General features: G+C 62.8%; 12 protein-coding genes and 2 riboswitches. Of the genes, 7 read left to right on the top strand and 5 right to left on the bottom strand.

Features of this window, described 5'->3' with window-relative positions:
• Positions 1-3: 3 nt before the first annotated feature.
• A complete protein-coding gene (gene metH, locus ACP7B3_RS27200) occupies positions 4-3,714 on the bottom strand; it encodes a methionine synthase (RefSeq protein WP_145165981.1) in 3,711 nt (1,236 codons plus the stop codon).
• 164 nt (positions 3,715-3,878) lie between these two features.
• On the opposite strand from metH, the gene ACP7B3_RS27195 reads away from it, so the two are divergent.
• From ACP7B3_RS27195 to nfuA, 3 genes are all read left to right on the top strand, one after another.
• Positions 3,879-6,185 (top strand): fatty acid cis/trans isomerase, encoded by a 2,307-nt coding sequence (locus ACP7B3_RS27195; protein WP_426182257.1) that lies wholly within the window; start codon positions 3,879-3,881, stop codon positions 6,183-6,185.
• Positions 6,186-6,249: 64 nt separating this feature from the next.
• Positions 6,250-7,272, top strand: a complete 1,023-nt coding sequence (locus tag ACP7B3_RS27190; RefSeq protein WP_426182254.1) for an acyltransferase family protein — start codon at positions 6,250-6,252, stop codon at positions 7,270-7,272.
• 59 nt (positions 7,273-7,331) lie between these two features.
• The gene (gene nfuA, locus ACP7B3_RS27185) at positions 7,332-7,916 is read left to right on the top strand and encodes a Fe-S biogenesis protein NfuA (RefSeq protein ID WP_017136914.1); all 585 of its coding nucleotides are present in this window, start codon (positions 7,332-7,334) and stop codon (positions 7,914-7,916) included.
• 210 nt (positions 7,917-8,126) lie between these two features.
• On the opposite strand, the gene cobM is transcribed toward nfuA, so the two are convergent.
• From cobM to ACP7B3_RS27165, 4 genes are all read right to left on the bottom strand, one after another.
• Positions 8,127-8,873, bottom strand: coding sequence for a precorrin-4 C(11)-methyltransferase (cobM, locus tag ACP7B3_RS27180; protein ID WP_426182250.1), 747 nt, complete (start codon positions 8,871-8,873; stop codon positions 8,127-8,129).
• 69 nt (positions 8,874-8,942) lie between these two features.
• Positions 8,943-9,335 carry a cobalamin biosynthesis protein gene (locus tag ACP7B3_RS27175; RefSeq protein ID WP_262206479.1) on the bottom strand — a complete coding sequence of 131 codons (393 nt, stop codon included), beginning with the start codon at positions 9,333-9,335 and terminating at the stop codon, positions 8,943-8,945.
• A complete protein-coding gene (locus tag ACP7B3_RS27170; protein ID WP_426182246.1) occupies positions 9,332-10,039 on the bottom strand; it encodes a CbtA family protein in 708 nt (235 codons plus the stop codon). Before ACP7B3_RS27170 ends, ACP7B3_RS27175 begins: the two co-directional genes overlap by 4 nt.
• Before the next feature lie 11 nt (positions 10,040-10,050).
• Positions 10,051-10,239: a CbtB domain-containing protein gene (locus ACP7B3_RS27165; protein WP_032875937.1), complete on the bottom strand. Its 189-nt coding sequence runs from the start codon at positions 10,237-10,239 to the stop codon at positions 10,051-10,053.
• Positions 10,240-10,337: 98 nt separating this feature from the next.
• Positions 10,338-10,543: riboswitch (cobalamin riboswitch) on the bottom strand.
• 892 nt (positions 10,544-11,435) lie between these two features.
• Positions 11,436-11,639, top strand: a riboswitch (cobalamin riboswitch).
• Between the two features lie 90 nt (positions 11,640-11,729).
• On the opposite strand from ACP7B3_RS27165, the gene cobW reads away from it, so the two are divergent.
• The 4 genes from cobW (at position 11,730) to ACP7B3_RS27145 (ending at position 18,528) form a co-directional block, all read left to right on the top strand.
• Positions 11,730-12,797, top strand: a complete 1,068-nt coding sequence (gene cobW, locus ACP7B3_RS27160; protein ID WP_315975621.1) for a cobalamin biosynthesis protein CobW — start codon at positions 11,730-11,732, stop codon at positions 12,795-12,797.
• 3 nt (positions 12,798-12,800) lie between these two features.
• Positions 12,801-16,562 carry a cobaltochelatase subunit CobN gene (gene cobN / locus ACP7B3_RS27155; RefSeq protein WP_426182242.1) on the top strand — a complete coding sequence of 1,254 codons (3,762 nt, stop codon included), beginning with the start codon at positions 12,801-12,803 and terminating at the stop codon, positions 16,560-16,562.
• Between the two features lie 311 nt (positions 16,563-16,873).
• Positions 16,874-17,872 (top strand): ATP-binding protein, encoded by a 999-nt coding sequence (locus ACP7B3_RS27150; protein WP_426182239.1) that lies wholly within the window; start codon positions 16,874-16,876, stop codon positions 17,870-17,872.
• 53 nt (positions 17,873-17,925) lie between these two features.
• A complete protein-coding gene (locus tag ACP7B3_RS27145; protein ID WP_426182295.1) occupies positions 17,926-18,528 on the top strand; it encodes a vWA domain-containing protein in 603 nt (200 codons plus the stop codon).
• The last annotated feature ends 139 nt before the right edge of the window (positions 18,529-18,667 follow it).

Genomic DNA, 18,667 nt, shown 5'->3' with positions numbered 1-18,667 from the left:
CGATCAGTTGTCGTAACCCAGGTTCGGCGCCAGCCAGCGCTCGGTCACAGCCAGGTCCTGGCCTTTGCGCGCGGTGTAGCTCGTGACCTGATCCTTGTCGACCTTGCCCACGGCAAAGTACTGCGCCTGCGGATGGGCGAAGTACCAGCCACTGACCGCCGCCGCCGGGAACATCGCGTAGTGCTCGGTGAGGAACACGCCGCTGCGCCCGGCGTGCATTTCGCGCGCCTGGGGGTCCAGCAATTGGAACAGCTGGGCCTTCTCGGTGTGATCAGGGCACGCCGGGTAGCCGGGAGCAGGGCGGATGCCGCTGTATTGCTCCTTGATCAGCGCCTCGTTGTCCAGTTGCTCGTCCTTGGCGTAACCCCAGTGCTCTTTACGCACTTGCTGGTGCAGCCATTCGGCGCAGGCTTCGGCGAGGCGGTCGGCCAGGGCCTTGACCATAATCGAGTTGTAGTCGTCGCCGGCGTCCTGATAAGCCTTGGCGACTTCTTCGGCGCCGATACCGGCGGTGGTGATAAAGCCACCGATGTAGTCGGTCACGCCGCTGTCTTTTGGCGCCACGAAGTCGGCCAGGGAGAAGTTCGGCTTGCCGTCCGTCTTGATGATCTGCTGGCGCAGGTGATGCAGCTTGGCAATCGGCTGGCCATCGTCGCCGTAGACTTCCAGGTCATCGTCCTGCACCTGGTTGGTCGGCCAGAAACCGAACACCGCGCGAGCGCTGATGAGTTTTTCGTCGATCAGCTTCTTGAGCATTTCCTGGGCATCGGCGTAGAGCGCGGTGGCCGCTTCACCGACCACTTCGTCTTCGAGGATGCGCGGGAACTTGCCGGCCAGGTCCCAGGAGATAAAGAACGGCGTCCAGTCGATGTACTCGGCCAGCACCTTGAGGTCGATATTGTCCAGCACCTTGGCGCCGGTAAAGGTCGGTTTGACCGGGGTGTAGGTGCTCCAGTCGAACTGCGGCTTCTTGGCGATGGCCGCCGGGTAGCTCAGGCGCTCGGTGCGGGCGCTGCGGTTGGACGTACGCTCGCGCACGTCGATGTATTCCAGGCGGGTTTTCTCGACGAAGCCGGCCTTCAGCTCCTTGGACAGCAACTGCGTGGCCACGCCCACTGCGCGCGAGGCGTCGGTGACGTAGATCACTGCATCATTGCTGTACTTGGGCTCGATCTTCACCGCCGTGTGCGCCTTGGAGGTGGTGGCGCCACCAATCATCAGCGGCAGGTGGAAGTCCTGGCGCTGCATCTCGCGGGCCACGTGCACCATCTCATCCAGCGACGGCGTGATCAGGCCGGACAAGCCAATGATGTCGCACTTCTGTTCCTTGGCCACCTGCAGGATCTTCTCTGCCGGCACCATCACGCCCAGGTCGACAATGTCATAGCCGTTGCAACCGAGCACCACGCCGACGATGTTCTTGCCGATGTCGTGTACGTCGCCTTTTACCGTGGCCATCAGGATCTTGCCCTTGGCTTCCGGCTTGTCGCCTTTTTCCAGCTCGATAAACGGAATCAAGTGGGCCACGGCCTGCTTCATCACCCGGGCGGACTTCACCACCTGGGGCAGGAACATTTTGCCGGCGCCGAACAGGTCACCGACGATGTTCATGCCGGACATCAGCGGGCCTTCGATCACTTCGATCGGGCGCGCGAACGATTGGCGCGATTCTTCGGTGTCTTCAACGATGTGCGTGGTGATGCCTTTGACCAGCGCGTGTTCCAGGCGCTTGTTGACGTCCCAGCCACGCCATTCTTCGGTCTCGGCTTCTTTGACGCTGCCGTCGCCCTTGTACTTGTCGGCGATGGCCAGCAGGGCGTCAGTGCCTTCCGGCGTGCGGTTGAGCACCACGTCTTCCACCGCATCGCGCAGCTCGGCGGGGATCTGGTCGTAGATCTCCAGCTGGCCGGCGTTGACGATACCCATACTCAAACCATTGCGGATCGCATACAGCAAAAACACCGAGTGAATCGCCTCACGCACCGGGTTGTTGCCGCGGAACGAGAACGACACGTTGGACACGCCGCCCGAGGTCAGCGCGTACGGCAGCTCGTCGCGGATGTAGGCGCAGGCGTTGATGAAGTCGACGGCGTAGTTGTTGTGCTCCTCGATACCGGTGGCTACCGCGAAGATGTTCGGGTCGAAAATGATGTCTTCCGGCGGGAAGCCCACTTCATTGACGAGGATGTCGTAGGAGCGTTTGCAGATTTCTTTCTTGCGCGCTTCGGTATCGGCCTGGCCGGCTTCGTCGAAGGCCATTACCACCACGGCGGCGCCATAACGCTTGCACAGCTTGGCGTGGTGAATGAACTGCTCGACGCCTTCCTTCATGCTGATGGAGTTGACGATGCCCTTGCCCTGAATGCACTTGAGGCCGGCTTCGATCACTTCCCACTTGGAGGAGTCGATCATGATCGGTACGCGAGAGATGTCCGGCTCGCCGGCAATCAGGTTGAGGAAGGTCACCATGGCCTTCTTCGAATCGAGCATGCCCTCGTCCATGTTGATGTCGATCACCTGCGCGCCGGCTTCCACCTGCTGCAGGGCGACTTCCAGGGCTTCGGTGTAGTTGTCTTCACGGATCAGGCGGGCAAAACGTGCAGAGCCGGTGATGTTGGTGCGCTCGCCGACGTTGACGAACAACGAGCTGCGATCAATGGTGAACGGCTCCAGGCCCGACAGGCGGCACGCCTTGGGAATGTCCGGAATCGGGCGCGGTGCGTAGCCGGCCACGGCCTTGGCGATGGCTTCAATGTGGCCCGGCGTGGTACCGCAGCACCCGCCGACGATGTTGAGGAAGCCGCTCTGGGCGAACTCTTCGATGACCTTGGCGGTTTGCGACGGCAGCTCGTCGTATTCGCCGAATTCGTTGGGCAGGCCGGCGTTCGGGTGCGCCGAAACGTGGGTATTGGCCTTGTTCGACAGCTCTTCCAGGTACGGACGCAGTTCGCTGGCGCCCAACGCGCAGTTGAGGCCCACGGACAGTGGCTTGGCGTGGCTGACGGAGTTCCAGAACGCTTCGGTGGTCTGGCCCGACAGGGTACGGCCGGAGGCGTCGGTGATGGTGCCGGAGATCATGATCGGCAGTTCGACGTTCAGTTCTTCGAACACGCCTTGCACGGCGAAGATCGCGGCCTTGGCGTTGAGGGTGTCGAAAATGGTTTCGATCAGGATCAGGTCGGCGCCGCCTTCGATCAGACCTTTGGTGGCTTCGGTGTAGTTTTCCACCAGCTCGTCAAAGGTCACGTTGCGGTAGCCGGGGTTGTTCACGTCCGGCGACAGCGAGCAGGTACGGCTGGTCGGGCCCAGCACGCCGGCGACAAAGCGCGGCTTGGCGGGGTTTTCCAGGGTCTTGGCGTCGGCGATCTTGCGCGCCAGTCGCGCGCCTTCTACGTTTAATTCGTAGGCCAGTTCTTCCATGCCGTAATCGGCCATGGAGATGCGCGTGGCGTTGAAGGTGTTGGTTTCCAGAATGTCGGCACCGGCGTCCAGGTAGGCCTTTTCGATGCCGCCGATCACGTCCGGACGGGTGATCACCAGCAGGTCGTTGTTGCCCTTGACGTCGCTCGGCCAGTCGGCGAAGCGTTTGCCCCGGTAGTCGTTTTCCTCAAGCTTGTAGCTCTGGATCATCGTGCCCATGCCACCGTCGAGGATCAGGATGCGTTCCTTGAGGGCTTGGTGAAGGGCTTGCAGACGAGCACTACGATCGGACATGGGACTACTCTGGTCAGGCATTTCGGAGGGCGTGAATCATAGCAAACCTGTGCCGATTTGGAGCATGCCCAGGTTTTGCATGAATATCGTTCATGTTGGGGCAGGGCCTGGCCCGGTAGACTGCTGGCACTTTATATCGCACGCATTGAATCGGGACCGGATACATGTCACTTCGCCTCATCATCAGCGCCGTCCTGGCCTTGATAGCCAGCAGCGCTCATGCACAGGCTTTACCGCTAAACAGTCCCGCCCCGGCGATCTCTTATACCCGCGACGTTCAGCCGATCTTCACCGAAAAGTGCGTGGCCTGCCACGCCTGTTACGACTCAGCCTGCCAGCTCAACCTGGGCAGTGCCGAGGGCGCGGCGCGCGGCGCGACCAAAGTGCCGGTCTACGACGGCGAACGCAGCCAGGCCGCACCGACCACCCGTTTGTTCGCTGATGCCTTCGGCAAGCAGGCCTGGCAGCAGAAGGGCTTCTACTCGGTGCTAGACGCCCAGGGCAGCCAGGCCGCATTGATGGCGCGCATGCTGGAGTTGGGCCATAACGCGCCACTTGAACCCAATGCCAAGCTGCCCGACGAGATCATGCTGGGCCTGAACCGCCAGAACCTGTGCGCGATGCCCGGCGAGTTCAATGCCTACGCCGGCGCGCATCCCAAGGAAGGCATGCCGCTGGCCGTTACCGGCCTGACCGACCAGCAATACCAGACGCTGCAGCGCTGGCTGGCATCCGGCGCACCGATTGATGAGCAAGGCCTGGCGCCCAGCGCCAGGGAAGCCTTGCAGGTGCAGCAGTGGGAAAACCTGTTCAACCAGCCCGGCGCCCGCGAAAGCCTGGTTGCGCGCTGGTTGTATGAGCATTTGTTCCTGGCGCACATCTACTTCGAGAACGGCGAGCCGGGGCATTTCTTCCAATGGGTGCGCTCACGCACGCCGAGCGGCCAGCCGATTGATCTGATCGCCACCCGTCGGCCCAACGATGATCCAGGCACCCAGGTTTATTACCGCCTCTGGCCGGTGCAGGGCGTGATCGTGCACAAAACGCACATCACGTACCCGTTCAGCGCGGCGAAAATGGCCCGCATCAAGGCGCTGTTCTACGCCGGTGACTGGCAGGTCAATGCCTTGCCGGGCTATGGTCCGGGGCGGCGGGCCAACCCGTTCGAGACCTTTGAGGCGATTCCGGCCAAGGCGCGTTACCAGTTCATGCTCGATAACGCCGAATACTTCGTGCGCACCTTTATTCGCGGGCCGGTGTGCCGTGGGCAGATCGCCACGGACGTGATCCGCGATAATTTCTGGACCCTGTTCCAGGACCCGGACCACGACCTGTACATCACCGATGCGCGTTATCGCGGCCAGGCCACGCCATTGCTGGCGATGCCGGGGCAGAACGACGACGTGGGCAGCGTGCTCGGTCTGTGGCTGGCCTATCGCGACAAGCGCAATCAGTACGAGGCCTTGCGCCGTGACAGCTACGCAGACTTGCCGCCGCCGAGTTGGTCGACCCTGTGGGCGGGTAATGACAATGCCTTGTTGAGCATTTTCCGCCATTTCGACAGTGCCTCGGTGACCAAGGGCCTGATCGGCGAGGTGCCGCAAACGATGTGGTTGTTCGATTACCCGTTGCTGGAACGCACTTATTACCAGTTGGCGGTGAACTTCGATGTGTTCGGCAACGTGTCGCACCAGGCCCAGACCCGGCTGTATTTCGACCTGATCCGCAATGGCGCCGAGCAGAACTTCCTGCGTCTGATGCCGGCCGATACCCGCGATGATTTTATGGATGATTGGTACCAGAACAGCGGCAAGCTCAAGCTGTGGCTGGACTATGAAGCGATTGATGATGACAAGCCGAGCGGCTTGCACCTGGATGAAAAGGACCCGAAGCGCGATTTTGCCAAGCAGTTGCTGACGCGTTATGGCTATTTGAATGCCAGCCCGGATCCGATCAACCGCTGCACCAGTGCCTATTGCTCGCGCGACGGGATTGAGCCGGCGCTGCAGGATGCGGAGCAGGCGCTTAGTCGCCTGACGTCGAGGCCGGCGGCGGGGCTCAAGGTGATCGACCAGTTGCCGGAAGCGACCATGCTGCGCGTTGAAACGGCCAGCGGCAAACGCGTGGTTTACAGCATGCTGCGCAACCGGGCGCACAGTAATGTGGCGTTTTTATTGGGCGAGGCTTACCGCTATCAGCCGGGGCTGGATACCCTGACCATCTACCCCGGCGTAATCAGCAGCTACCCGAACTTCATGTTCAATATTCCGGCGCAGGAAGTGCCCGAGTTTGTGGCGGCGATGGAGAATGCCAAGGACGCCAAGCGCTTCGAGAAGATCGTCGATCGCTGGGGCGTGCGCCGCAGCCATCCGCTGTTCTGGCAGTATTTCCACGACTTGTCGCAGTACATCCGCGAAACCACGCCGGTGGAAGAAGGCGTGCTGGACATGAACCGCTACGAGAATCTTTGATCGACCTTTGACCGTCCGCCATGGTCCCAACTTCATCTAGATGAGTTGGGAAGGGCGGCAAACAATGTTGATCTCGGTACAGGCGTTGCGCGCGCTGGCGGCCTGGACGGTGGTAGGGCACCACTTCATGCAGATTTTCTTCGGTTTCAAGGCGGACACGGCCTTGGGAAGGTTATTTGTCGAAAAGGGCGCCGCGGGCGTGGACGTGTTTTTTGTCATCAGCGGCCTGGTGATTTTCCTGTCTACCCAGGACAAGGACCTGCCGCCGTGGCGCTTCCTGTTGTACCGTCTGCTGCGCATCGTGCCGGCTTACTGGTTCTACACGCTGCTGATGGCATTACTGGTGGTGGTCGCCCGGCCAATGTTGCCGGACCAAAGCGTCGATGCCGCCCATGTGTTGATGTCGCTGTTGTTTATTCCTTCGCAAAACCCCGGTGGTTATGGCGTTTACCCAACCCTTAACGTCGGTTGGACGCTGAACTACGAGATGCTTTTTTACCTGCTGTTTGCCTGGGCCTTGCTGTTTCGTCGGCAATGGCGACTGCTGGTGGTGGCGGCGTTGCTGTTTGCGGTCTGCGAGGCCTGGACATCGTTTGGCTGGATCAGTGAGTTCTATCGCTCGGACATTGTCGTCGAGTTTCTGATGGGCATCGGCATCGGCATGCTCTACCGCAAGGGCTGGATTCGCCCGGGGTTATGGCTGCCGCTGCTGGGAATCGTCGCAGCGCTGCTGGCGATCTATCATTGGCCGGCCTCGCCCCGCGCCTTGACCTGGGGCCTGCCGAGCGCGGTACTGGTGGTGGCGTGCGTGGCGCTTGAGCGATTTTTCGTCAACTATCCTGTGTTTAAAGTGCTCGGGGACTGCTCCTATTCGGTGTATTTGCTGCACGTGTTGGTGCTTTCGGCCGGTGGCTATCTGGCCCAGCGTTACGGCCTGAACCCTTATGCCGTGCTGGCCGCGTGCGTGGTGATCATCGGCCTGAGCGCCATGGGCAGCTACCGATGGCTGGAGCAGGGCAGTTATCGCGTGCTCAAAGGCTGGTTTGATGGCGACGAACGGTCGAGTTTATCCCGACAAAAACACTAGGACTTTGTACCTCTGTAATGATTTGGCGTAAACTGCCCGCAAGCCTGTGAGGAGTTTCCATGACTGCCATAACCATTACCGACGCCGCCCACGATTACCTGGCCGACCTGCTGTCCAAGCAGAACACCCCAGGTATCGGCATCCGCGTCTTTATCACCCAGCCCGGCACCCAATACGCCGAGACTTGCATCGCCTACTGCAAGCCCGGAGAAGAGAAACCTGAAGACACCGCCCTGGGGCTGAAAAGCTTCACCGCCTACATCGATAACTTCAGCGAAGCCTTCCTCGACGACGCCGTGGTCGACTACGCCACCGACCGCATGGGCGGTCAGTTGACCATCAAGGCGCCCAACGCCAAGGTGCCGAATGTCAACGCTGACAGCCCGGTCAACGAGCGCATCAACTACTACCTGCAAACCGAGATCAACCCGGGGCTGGCCAGCCACGGCGGTCAGGTCAGCCTGATTGATGTGGTCGAAGACGGCATCGCCGTCCTCAAGTTCGGCGGCGGTTGCCAGGGCTGCGGCCAGGCGGACGTGACCCTGCGTGAAGGCATCGAGCGCACCTTGCTCGAGCGCATTCCCGAGCTCAAGGGCGTACGTGATGTGACCGACCACACGCAGAAAGAAAACGCCTACTACTGAGTAAGGTGTTCGCTGCGAACAAAAAAACGGCGCCCCGTGAGCGCCGTTTTTTTATTCTTAAAATTCAGCGTCTTGCGCAACCTACTTAACAAAGTAGATCAACTGTGGGAGCGGGCTTGCTCGCGAATGCGGTGTATCAGTCAGTACATCTGCAACTGACCCACCGTCTTCGCGAGCAAGCCCGCTCCCACATTTGTTGACCGCATTTTTTCAGGGGCGATAGAGGTGCGCGTGGCCTGCACGGTACAGCGAGGATTCACTGAAACCGTCATTCGCCAGCACCCGCCCGACCACAATCAATGCCGTGCGCCGGAAACCCTTGGCGGCGACTTTCTCGGCAATATCACTCAGCGTACCCACCACCCAATCCTGATCCGGCCACGTCGCCCGGTGCACCACGGCAATCGGGCAATCTGCGCCATAGTGCGGCAACAGCTCGGCGACGATCTTCTCCAGGTGATTAACGCCCAGGTGAATCGCCATGGTCGTGCCGTGGCGCGCCAGGCTGTCGAAATCCTCACCGGGCGGCATGCGGGTTTTGTCGGCGTAACGGGTCAGGATCACACTCTGGGCGATATCCGGGAGGGTCAGCTCGGTCTCCAGCAACGCCGCACAGGCCGCGACCGCCGTGACCCCTGGAATAATCTGGAAGGGAATGCCCGCCTCACGTAAATGGCGGATCTGCTCGCCAATCGCCCCGTACAGGCTGGGGTCGCCGGAGTGCACGCGCGCCACATCCTGGCCCTTGGCATGGGCAGCCTTGATCAAGTCGATGATCTGTTCCAGGTGCAGTTCGGCGCTGTTGACCACCTGTTCCGCCTGATGACCGTCCAACACCGCCGCTGGCACCAATGAGCCGGCATAGATGATCACCGGGCAACTGCGGATCAACCGTTGGCCTTTGACGGTAATCAATTCCGGGTCGCCGGGGCCTGCGCCGATGAAGTAGACGGTCATGGAAATTCCTGTTGAAAAACGGGCGAGCATGAAGATTGCTCATGATCGAGAAGGGCGATTATCGGGTTTTTAGTCGGCGCAGGCCAATGCAAAGGTGGCCTGGGCGACTTTTTTGCGCGTGATCAGCAGGCGGGCGGGGCGGTGGGAGAGCTGTTCAGCCAAGGCCAGGGCGGCACTTTCGGCGATGCCGTAACAGCCGGTATGGGCAAACGCGACCGCAGATCTGTGACTGAGGCGCGGTTCAAACACCGCCAATTGCGTTGCGCTGAAACACTGCAACGGCAGGTTCAATACTTGCGCCAGGGCAAGCAGCCCCGGTTCATCGCGCTTGCGGTCGATACTGGCCAGCGCGGTGATGCGCTGGCGCTCGATACCGCCCTCGGCAAGGGCGGCGTCAAACAGGCCGAGCAGGGTGTGAACATCACACCCGCGCTGGCAACCCAGCCCGACCACCAGCGTCATGCCGAGTATTGATCGTCGCGATTGCGGCGAAACAGCCAGGCGCTGATCAGGCCCAGTGCCAGCCAGAAGGCGATGTTGGTCAGTTGCGAGGCAATCTTGAACTGGGCTTCCAACGCTTCTGGAGCCAGCATCGAATGCACTTCAGGTTGCGGCGCGCCGATCACATGCGGCACGGCCAGGATCGCCACGCCCAACACTTTGAGCAGCCAGTTGCGACCAAACACCAACAGCGCGATACCCGCAGCCGTGGACGCCGCAGTACCGACCCACCAGATCTGCCGCTGCGCCAGGTCGGCGGCAGCGGTGCCCGGCAACTCCGGTGGCAGGCCCAGGGTCGGTGCCAGTACAAACGTCGCGTAACCGGCCAAGCCCCACAGCAGCCCTTGAGCGGTGCGGGTTGGCGCGCGCAAGGTGTAAAGGCCGGCCAGCATCAATGCGAAACCAACCGCAACCACCAAGTTACCGCCAGTGGTGGACAGCACGCGCTGCCAGCCGTTTTCCGGCTCCCAGGCTTCGGCGTCGTGGGTGTGAGCGGCGGCGCCTTCAGCGTGTACATGGGGCACGACTTCGGCAGCGGCCGGGGCGTTTTCAAAGGTTTCCGCCTGCAGAATCAGCGGGGCGACCCAGAAGCTTTGCAGCAGGGTCAGCAGCAGGGCGGCGAGCAAGCCGGTGAAGCCTGCGGTTTGGGCGATACGCTTGATCATGTCGGCAGGTCTCAGTGGCACGGGAACGCGGCGCTGTGGCGGGTATCGTGGGCAGCGTTGTGCACCGCCTCGATATGCGAGAAACCGGCGAAATACACCAGGCACGCGCCGAGGATCGACGCACCGATGGCGGCGGTCAGGCGTTGGCTCAGGGTGGCGGTGCTGCTGGCGGAGTGCGAGGTGCTGCTGATGATCGACATGGGCGCGTCCCTTCGGGTTTCGGGGTGAAACGAGCGCATGAAAACCCTGCGAGCCGGGCACGCAGGGTTCTGAACAGCGCCCGCCCACCGCGGGTTTGTTATCTGAATTTTTTCGGGCCGGTCTCCGGGCTTGCGAGGGACGCTGGGTCTAAAAGCATCGCCTTCCCATGCCGTATAGGCACAGTGGTTATGACGCTTCGCTCGCTTACCGTTGCGGGGGCAGCACCGGACTTCTTATGTGCAGGCATAAGTCACCGGTTTCCCGTTTCACCCTGTGAAGGGCACCCGAAACAAGGTGTGTAGGAGAGCATGGGGGTGGGAGGGGAGTCAAATGGGATGTCTGGTGTACATATCCGTTGCTGCGGTAACGGCGGCTGGCGGTTCTACTCTTACAGCGGGTCACTTTTGGCAAACGCCCGGAATGCCGGCCCAGCCAAAAGTAACCAAAAGGTCTGTGCCCCACCACTCGGTGCCTCGCCTGCGTTCGGCCAGCGTGGTTGACGGGGCTTGTCAGATCAAAAGCAGAGCAACACATGATCCATCTGATCAACTGAGATCCAAATGTGGGAGCGGGCTTGCCCGCGAATGCGGTGGTTCAGTGACACATAAGCTGACTGACCCACCGCCTTCGCGAGCAAGCCCGCTCCCACAATTTGACCGAGTTCAGCCTCCACCACCGCACTGCTTTGCTTTTCTGTGGGAGCTGGCTTGCCTGCGATGCAGGCACCTCGGTGTGTCAGGCATAACCAGTTGATGCCATCGCAGGCAAGCCAGCTCCCACATTTGATTGAGTTCAGGTTCCAGAATCAGGTCGGCTGTCAGGCCGCCTCGGTTTTGCTTCTACCACTCAGGTCGGCTACTAGGCCGCCGTGCTGTAGATCTTGATCTTGATCTTAGGCGCCCCGTTAAACCACGCTGGCCTCACGCAGGTTTTGGAGCGTGGGTAAACCGGCAGGACGCCGGTTTAGCCGTGTTGGGCCATGGATGGCCCATCGCGGCGGCCCACGCTCCAAAGCCTGCGTGAGGGCACACCGAGCCTAAGCGAGGTGCCGAGTGGTGGGGCAAGAGCCTTTTGGTTACTTTTGGGCTCTTTTCAAAAGTGACCCGCCGTAAGGGCGGAACCCATAGCCGCCCTCACCGCAGCAACGGATATGCACACCACCCAACCCATCATTGACCATCCCCCACGCACTGCGTAGCCTTGGCACCCTCGAGGTTCTTCGGCCCACGCCGAAGCTAAGAAGGGAACGCGGTCCAAGCCGCGGCTGCCCCCGCAACTGTAAAGGGTTCAACTGACTGCCACGCCACTGCCCTTAACCAAGGCGGGAAGGCGCAGCCAGCGCCGGTCACAAGACCCGCAAGCCCCAAGCCAGGAGACCTGCCTCGTAACCGATTTTCTACTTCAACCGGGCGGGGTGATCCGGTGACGAAATCCGCTCCTGCGCGCCGCAGGGCCTATCGTCCCGTATGCCCGCCCCAAAGGGCATCCGATGAAAACACTGGCCAAACTCCCCGTCACCATCGTTACCGGCTTTCTCGGCTCGGGCAAAACCACCTTGCTGCGCCACATGCTCGACAACGCCCAGGGTCGTCGCATCGCCGTGATCGTCAACGAGTTCGGCGAGTTGGGCATCGACGGTGAAATCCTCAAACAGTGCTCCATCGGTTGCACCGAAGAAGAAGCCAACGGCCGCGTCTACGAACTGGCCAACGGCTGCCTGTGCTGCACCGTGCAGGAAGAATTCTTCCCGGTCATGCGCGAACTGGTCGCCCGTCGCGGCGACCTCGACCACATCCTCATCGAAACCTCCGGCCTGGCCCTGCCAAAACCGCTGGTGCAGGCCTTCCAGTGGCCGGAAATCCGCAGCGCCTGCACGGTTGACGCCGTGATCACCGTGGTCGACAGCCCGGCCGTGGCCGCCGGCACCTTCGCCGCGTTCCCGGACCAGGTCGACGCCCAGCGCAAACTCGACCCGAACCTGGACCACGAGTCGCCACTGCACGAGCTGTTCGCCGACCAACTGGCCAGCGCCGACCTGGTGATCCTCAACAAATCCGACCTGATCAGCCCTGACGACCTGGCCCGCGTGCGCCTGGAAGTCGCCGAAGAGCTGCCGCCCGCGGTGAAAATCGTCGAAGCCAGCAGCGGTCGCCTGCCACTGGACGTGCTGATTGGCCTGGGCGCCGGCTCCGAAGAACACATCGACGGCCGCCACAGTCACCACGATCATCACCACGACGGTGAAGACGACCATGACCACGATCACGACGCCTTCGACTCCATCTCCATCGACCTGCCGCAAGCCGACGAAGCGCTGCTGCTCGACGCCCTGACCCAGCTGGTGGTGCAACACGGCATCCTGCGCGTCAAAGGTTTTGCGGCAATCCCGAACAAGCCGATGCGTCTGTTGATTCAGGGCGTGGGCACGCGTTTTGACAAACACTTCGACCGCGCCTGGGGCGCCGACGAAGCGCGCATCACGCGCCTGGTGCTGATCGGCCAGGAACTGGATGCGGCGGGCCTCGAAGCGCAACTGCGCGCCGCCCTCAGCGTTTAACCCATGCACCTGCTCAGGACCCAGCCCGGTGGTTTCGTCTCGGACGACAATATTGCCGACTTAGGCCAAACCCCCGCTGAACTGGTGATCCTGTGCAGCGGCGATTCCAGCCTGGCGCTGCTGGCCGAAGCGGCTCAGCAGTTGCCCGACGACTACCCCAGCGTTCGCCTGGCCAACCCGATGCAGGTGCAAAACCATGCCTCGGTCGACCTGTACGTCGATGAGGTGCTGCGCCACGCCAAGGTCATCCTGATTTCGCTGCACGGCGGCATCGGTTATTGGCGCTACGGCATTGAACGCCTGGTGGAGCTGGCCGAGCGCGGCGTGCAGCTGATCCTGGTGCCGGGTGATGATCGCCCAGACCCGGAACTCAGCGGCTTGAGCACCGTAGGCGCTGAAGCGCGCGATCGCCTCTGGCACTTCCTGCGCCAGGGCGGCCTGGGCAATGCGCTGGATTTCTATCGCTGTCTGGCGAGCAGCTACCTGGGCCGCGACTACACCTGGGCCGAGCCGCAAACCCTGCCGCGCACCGCGATTTATCACCCGCACAAAGCCAACGCTCGCCTCAATGATTGGCTGGCGGACTGGCAGGCCGATTTTCCGGTGGCGGCGGTGCTGTTCTACCGCTCGCATTTGCAGGCGGCCAATACCGGTTTTATCGACGTGTTCTGCCAGCGTTTGCAGGCGGCGGGCCTTAACCCGTTGCCGATGGCGGTGGCCAGTTTGAAAGAGCCTGGCTGCCTCGCGGTGGTTGAGGACCTGTTGGATGACGTGCAGGCGGCGGTGATTCTGAATACCACCGGCTTTGCCCAATCCAGCCCCGAAGCGCCGCACCTGCGCCCGTTTCGTCGCAATGTTCCGGTGATCCAGGCGATTTGCGCGCAGGACAACCAGCCCGGCTGGGAAGCCAGCGAACAAGGCCTCGGCCCGCGCGACCTGGCCATGCACATCGCTTTGCCGGAGCTGGACGGGCGCATCATCAGCCGCCCGATCAGCTTCAAGGACCTGGCCTGGCGCAGCGAGCGCAGCCAGTCCGACGTGGTGTGCTACCGCGCCGCGCCCGAGCGCATGGATTTTGTCGCCGAACTGGCGCGGCGTTGGGTTGAACTGGCGCGGGTGCCGAACGCACAAAAGCGCATTGCGCTGATCCTCGCCAACTACCCGACCCGCGACGGCCGCATCGGCAATGGCGTGGGGCTGGACACGCCGGCAGCAGCGCTGAACATCCTGCGCGCGCTGCACGCCGAAGGTTACCCGGTGCCGAGTGAGTTGCCCGCCAGCGGCACCGCGCTGATCCATGAACTGCTCGGCGGCGTCACCAATGACCTCGACAGCCTCGACCTGCGCCCGTGCCATCAAAGCCTGGGCCTGGACGACTACGAGGCAATGTTCAAGCGCTTGCCCGAGGCCAATCGCCAAGCGGTCATGGAGCGCTGGGGCACGCCGCACAACGACCCGATGTGCCGCGACGGGCGCATGATGATCGCCGGCCTGCGCCTGGGCCAGACCTTCGTCGGCATCCAGCCCGCGCGTGGTTATCAGGTCGACCACAGCGCGGTGTACCACGACCCGGACCTGGTGCCGCCGCACGGCTACCTGGCGTTTTACTTCTGGTTGCGCCACACCTACGGCGCCCACGGCGTGATCCACGTCGGCAAGCACGGCAACCTCGAATGGCTGCCGGGCAAAGGTGTGGGGCTGTCGGAAAATTGCTGGCCCGATGCGCTGCTGGGGCCGCTGCCGAACGTCTACCCGTTTATCGTCAACGACCCGGGCGAGGGCGCCCAGGCCAAGCGCCGCACTCAGGCGGTGATCATCGACCACCTGATGCCGCCGCTGACCCGCGCCGAAACCTACGGCCCGTTGCGTAACCTTGAGCTGTTGGCGGACGAGTACTACGAGGCGCAGTTACTCGACCCGCGCCGCGCCCTCGAGCTGCAAAAAGACATCCTCAAGCTGGTGCGCGAAACCCGTATCGACCAGGAACTTGAGCTGGATAACGACGCCGACGCGGCGGTCTGGCTGCCGCGCCTGGACACCTACCTGTGTGACTTGAAGGAGTCGCAGATCCGCGACGGCCTGCATATTTTTGGTGAGTCGCCCGACGGCCGCTTGCGCATCGACACCTTGTTGGCCTTGCTGCGCATCCCGCGCGGCGATGGCCGTGGCCCGCAATCGAGTTTGTTGCGTGTGTTGGCCAAGGCCTTCGAGCTGGGTTTTGATCCGCTCGATTGCGCCCTGGCCGAGCCCTGGACCGGGCGCCGACCCGAGGTCTTGCAAAAGATCGATCAGCAGCTGTGGCGCACCGCCGGTGATACCCGCGAGCGCCTGGAGTTGTACGCCGCGCGTTTGATCGAGCAAGCACTGGAAGGGCCGCTTGAGCAGCTTGAAGAGCCCGGCTGGGAAGACGTGAAGTCGGTCATCGAGAGCCTGCGCATTGTCGTCGCGCCACGCCTGGATGCCTGCGGGCCGGCGGAAATGCGCGGCTTGCTGGATGCCTTGAGCGGTCGCTTCGTACCGGCCGGCCCCAGCGGTGCGCCGAGCCGTGGACGCCTGGACGTGCTGCCCACCGGGCGCAACTTCTTCAGCGTGGATGTGCGCAACCTGCCCACCACCACGGCCTGGCGCATCGGCTTCCAGTCCGCCAACCTGATCCTTGAACGACACCTGCAGGACCACGGCGATCATCTGCGCCAACTCGGCCTGTCGGTATGGGGCACCGCGACCATGCGCACCGGCGGCGACGATATCGCCCAGGCCATGGCGCTGATGGGCGTGCGCCCGGTCTGGGCCACGGGCAGCCAGCGCGTGGATGACTTTGAAATCCTGCCGATCAGCCTGCTGGACCGTCCGCGCGTTGACGTAACGCTGCGCGTGTCCGGGTTCTTCCGTGATGCCTTCGCCAACCTGATCCGCCTGTTCGACGCCGCGGTGCAGGCGGTGGCGGCGCTGGATGAGCCGGATGACATGAACCCGCTGGCGGCCAAGGTGCGCAGCGAACGTGAGGCACTGCTCAGCGCCGGCCTGGATGAGAGCGCCGCTGCAAAACAAGCCGGCTGGCGCATCTTCGGCGCCAAGCCGGGGGCTTATGGCGCTGGCGTCCAAGGTGCGATTGACGCGCGGCTGTGGCAGAGCCGCGAGGACTTGGCCGAGGTCTACTTGAACTGGGGCGGCTACGCCTACGGTGGTGCCGATGAAGGCACCGCCGCCCGCGAACAGTTCGCCCAGCGCCTGAGCCAGGTGCAGGCGGTCCTGCAAAACCAGGACAACCGCGAGCACGACCTGCTCGATTCCAATGACTACTACCAATTTCAGGGCGGCATGCTCGCCGCCGTGGAAACCCTGAGCGGCGACAAGGCCGCCAGTTACCATGGCGACCACAGCCAGCCGGACTTGCCGAAGATCCGCACCTTGAAGGAAGAGCTGAACCGGGTGATCCGTTCCCGCGCCGCCAACCCCAAGTGGATCGAAGGCGTGAAGCGCCATGGCTATAAAGGTGCGTTCGAAATGGCCGCGACGGTGGACAACCTGTTCGCCTTCGATGCCACCACGGCGCTGATCGATGATCACCAATACGCGTTGCTTGCCGACGCTTACCTGCTTGACGCTGACACCCGAGCCTTCGTGCAGCAGCACAACCCTGACGCGTTGCGCGACATGACCGAACGCATGCTCGAAGCCCAGCAACGCGGCCTGTGGCAAGAGCCCGGCGCATACCGCGAGGCGTTGGAAAACCTGTTGCTGGATATAGAAGAAGACAGCTAGCGTACGAGCCCCGACTGTCGTGGCGAGCAGAATTGTTGTGGCGAGCGGGCTTGCGGCAAGCGGGCTGGTTGTGGCGAGCGGGCTTGCCCCGCGTTGGGTCGCGAAGCGGCCCCAAAACCGCACACCCGGTTCTTCCAGGAAAACCGCGTTGGCTGTATTAGGGCTGCTTCGCAGCCCAACGCGGGGCAAGCCCGCTCGCCACAACAAGCCCGCTCGCTACAGTAAGCCCGTTCGCCACAACGAGCGGTAGACACGACCAGCCCGGCCACCTCAGGGGATTGCCTGTGCCGCAGAATTTAACGAGAACATGCATGACCGACATTCCACATTTCCCGCTGTCCGCCGTGGTCGGCGCCGATGAACTGAAACTGGCGCTGTGCCTGACCGCCATCGACCCGAAAATCGGCGGCGTGCTGATCGAAGGTCCGCGTGGCATGGCCAAGTCGACCCTGGCGCGTGGTCTGGCTGACCTGCTCGCCAGCGGCCAGTTCGTCACCCTGCCGTTGGGCGCCACCGAAGAACGCCTGGTCGGCACGCTGGACCTGGACGCCGCATTGGGCGAAGGCCGCGCGCAGTTTTCCCCAGGCGTACTGGCCAAGGCCGATGGCGGCGTGCTGTACGTCGATGAAGTCAATTTGCTCGCCGATCACCTGGTAGACCTGCTGCTGGACGTCGCCGCCAGCGGCACCAACCTGATTGAGCGCGATGGTATCTCGCATCGCCATTCAGCGCGCTTCGTGCTGATCGGCACCATGAACCCGGAGGAGGGCGAGTTGCGCCCGCAACTGCTCGACCGTTTCGGCTTCAACGTGGCCTTGAGCGGGCAAACCCTGCCCGCCGAGCGAGGGCAAATTATTCGTCGGCGCCTGGATTTCGACAGCGACCCCGCCGCATTCTGCGCCCAATGGGCCGGGCAGCAAGGCGCCTTGCGTGAGCGCTGCACCCAGGCGCGGGCGCGGCTCGACAGCATTGAGCTGGATGACCAGGCCCTGGCGCAGATCACCGAGCGCTGTTTCGCCGCCGGTGTCGATGGCTTGCGCGCGGACCTGGTGTGGTTGCGCGGCGCACGCGCCCATGCCGCCTGGCGTGGCGCGACCGCCATCGCCGAGCAAGACATCGAAGCCGTGGCCGAATTTGCCTTGCGCCATCGGCGGCAAGAGCAATCCCCACCGGCGAGCCCGCCCAATCAAGGCCAGGCGCCCAAACCTTCCGATTCTTCACCCGGCCAGGGCCAGTGGGGCGATATGCCCGCGCCAGCCTTGCCCACGGGCGCACGCCGGGAAGTACCTGCCTGGCCAAAAAAGCCTTAGGCATTCGCCCTCGTCCTGACGCGGGGGCGGATGCCCGGCCCAAGGCGGGGCGACTGGAAAAAGGCAGGCACGGCAAGGCGCGCAGTGCAAAACACGGCACGATCAACTGGCCGGGCACCTTGCTCGGCGGGCGGCCGCACGGCCGTGAGGATCTGCGCTACCACCTGCGCACCCGCGCGGCCCACGAGTTGTGGCTGGTGATCGTCGATGCCTCGGCCTCCACGCGGCGCCATGGTGCGCTGACCGACGCCAAAGGCCTGCTCGCGCAGCTGTTCGACGATGCCTACCGCCAACGCGCGCGCATCGCATTGCTCACGGCCAGCGGGCAGTCGCCCACCTGGCAAGTGCAGGGCTTGAAGGCCGCCAAAGGCTTGACCGGATGGCTGGCGCAACTCGGCGCCGGCGGCGGCACGCCGTTGCTGGCGGCGTTGTCTGAAGCGGGGCAGTGGCTGCAGGCGCGACGCCAGCGTTACCCCGCCGAGCGACAGCGTCTGCTGGTGATTACCGATGGCCGGCTCAAGGATATTGCCGGTTTGCCAGCGCTCGATTGCCCGGGGCTGCTGGTGGATATCGAGCGCGGTCCGATCACACTCGGGCGAGCAGCACAGCTGGCGCTGGCGCTGGATCTGGACTATCGGCACATCGACAGTCTGTAGCGTTAATAAACTGAACTCTGCGCGATTTGCGCTTGTCCCCGCTTCCCATGTCACCCCCCGCCTGCCAAATCCCTTAATTTTCCAAGCCTGCCGGAAGCCTCTTCAGGCTTGCGGCTGCGCCTGCTTTTTACAGGCGCCC

It is taken from the genome of Pseudomonas sp. TWRC1-2 (assembly GCF_049896685.1).
Classification (GTDB): domain Bacteria; phylum Pseudomonadota; class Gammaproteobacteria; order Pseudomonadales; family Pseudomonadaceae; genus Aquipseudomonas.
The sequence above is the reverse complement of the archived record's forward strand: the minus strand, read 5'-3'. Positions and strand labels throughout refer to the sequence as shown.

Coding starts and splice junctions, on each gene's coding strand:
- metH (WP_145165981.1), bottom strand. CDS start 3,714: ATGTCCGATCGTAGTGCTCGTCTGCAAGCCCTTCACCAAGCCCTCAAG.
- ACP7B3_RS27195 (WP_426182257.1), top strand. CDS start 3,879: ATGTCACTTCGCCTCATCATCAGCGCCGTCCTGGCCTTGATAGCCAGC.
- ACP7B3_RS27190 (WP_426182254.1), top strand. CDS start 6,250: ATGTTGATCTCGGTACAGGCGTTGCGCGCGCTGGCGGCCTGGACGGTG.
- nfuA (WP_017136914.1), top strand. CDS start 7,332: ATGACTGCCATAACCATTACCGACGCCGCCCACGATTACCTGGCCGAC.
- cobM (WP_426182250.1), bottom strand. CDS start 8,873: ATGACCGTCTACTTCATCGGCGCAGGCCCCGGCGACCCGGAATTGATT.
- ACP7B3_RS27175 (WP_262206479.1), bottom strand. CDS start 9,335: ATGACGCTGGTGGTCGGGCTGGGTTGCCAGCGCGGGTGTGATGTTCAC.
- ACP7B3_RS27170 (WP_426182246.1), bottom strand. CDS start 10,039: ATGATCAAGCGTATCGCCCAAACCGCAGGCTTCACCGGCTTGCTCGCC.
- ACP7B3_RS27165 (WP_032875937.1), bottom strand. CDS start 10,239: ATGTCGATCATCAGCAGCACCTCGCACTCCGCCAGCAGCACCGCCACC.
- cobW (WP_315975621.1), top strand. CDS start 11,730: ATGAAAACACTGGCCAAACTCCCCGTCACCATCGTTACCGGCTTTCTC.
- cobN (WP_426182242.1), top strand. CDS start 12,801: ATGCACCTGCTCAGGACCCAGCCCGGTGGTTTCGTCTCGGACGACAAT.
- ACP7B3_RS27150 (WP_426182239.1), top strand. CDS start 16,874: ATGACCGACATTCCACATTTCCCGCTGTCCGCCGTGGTCGGCGCCGAT.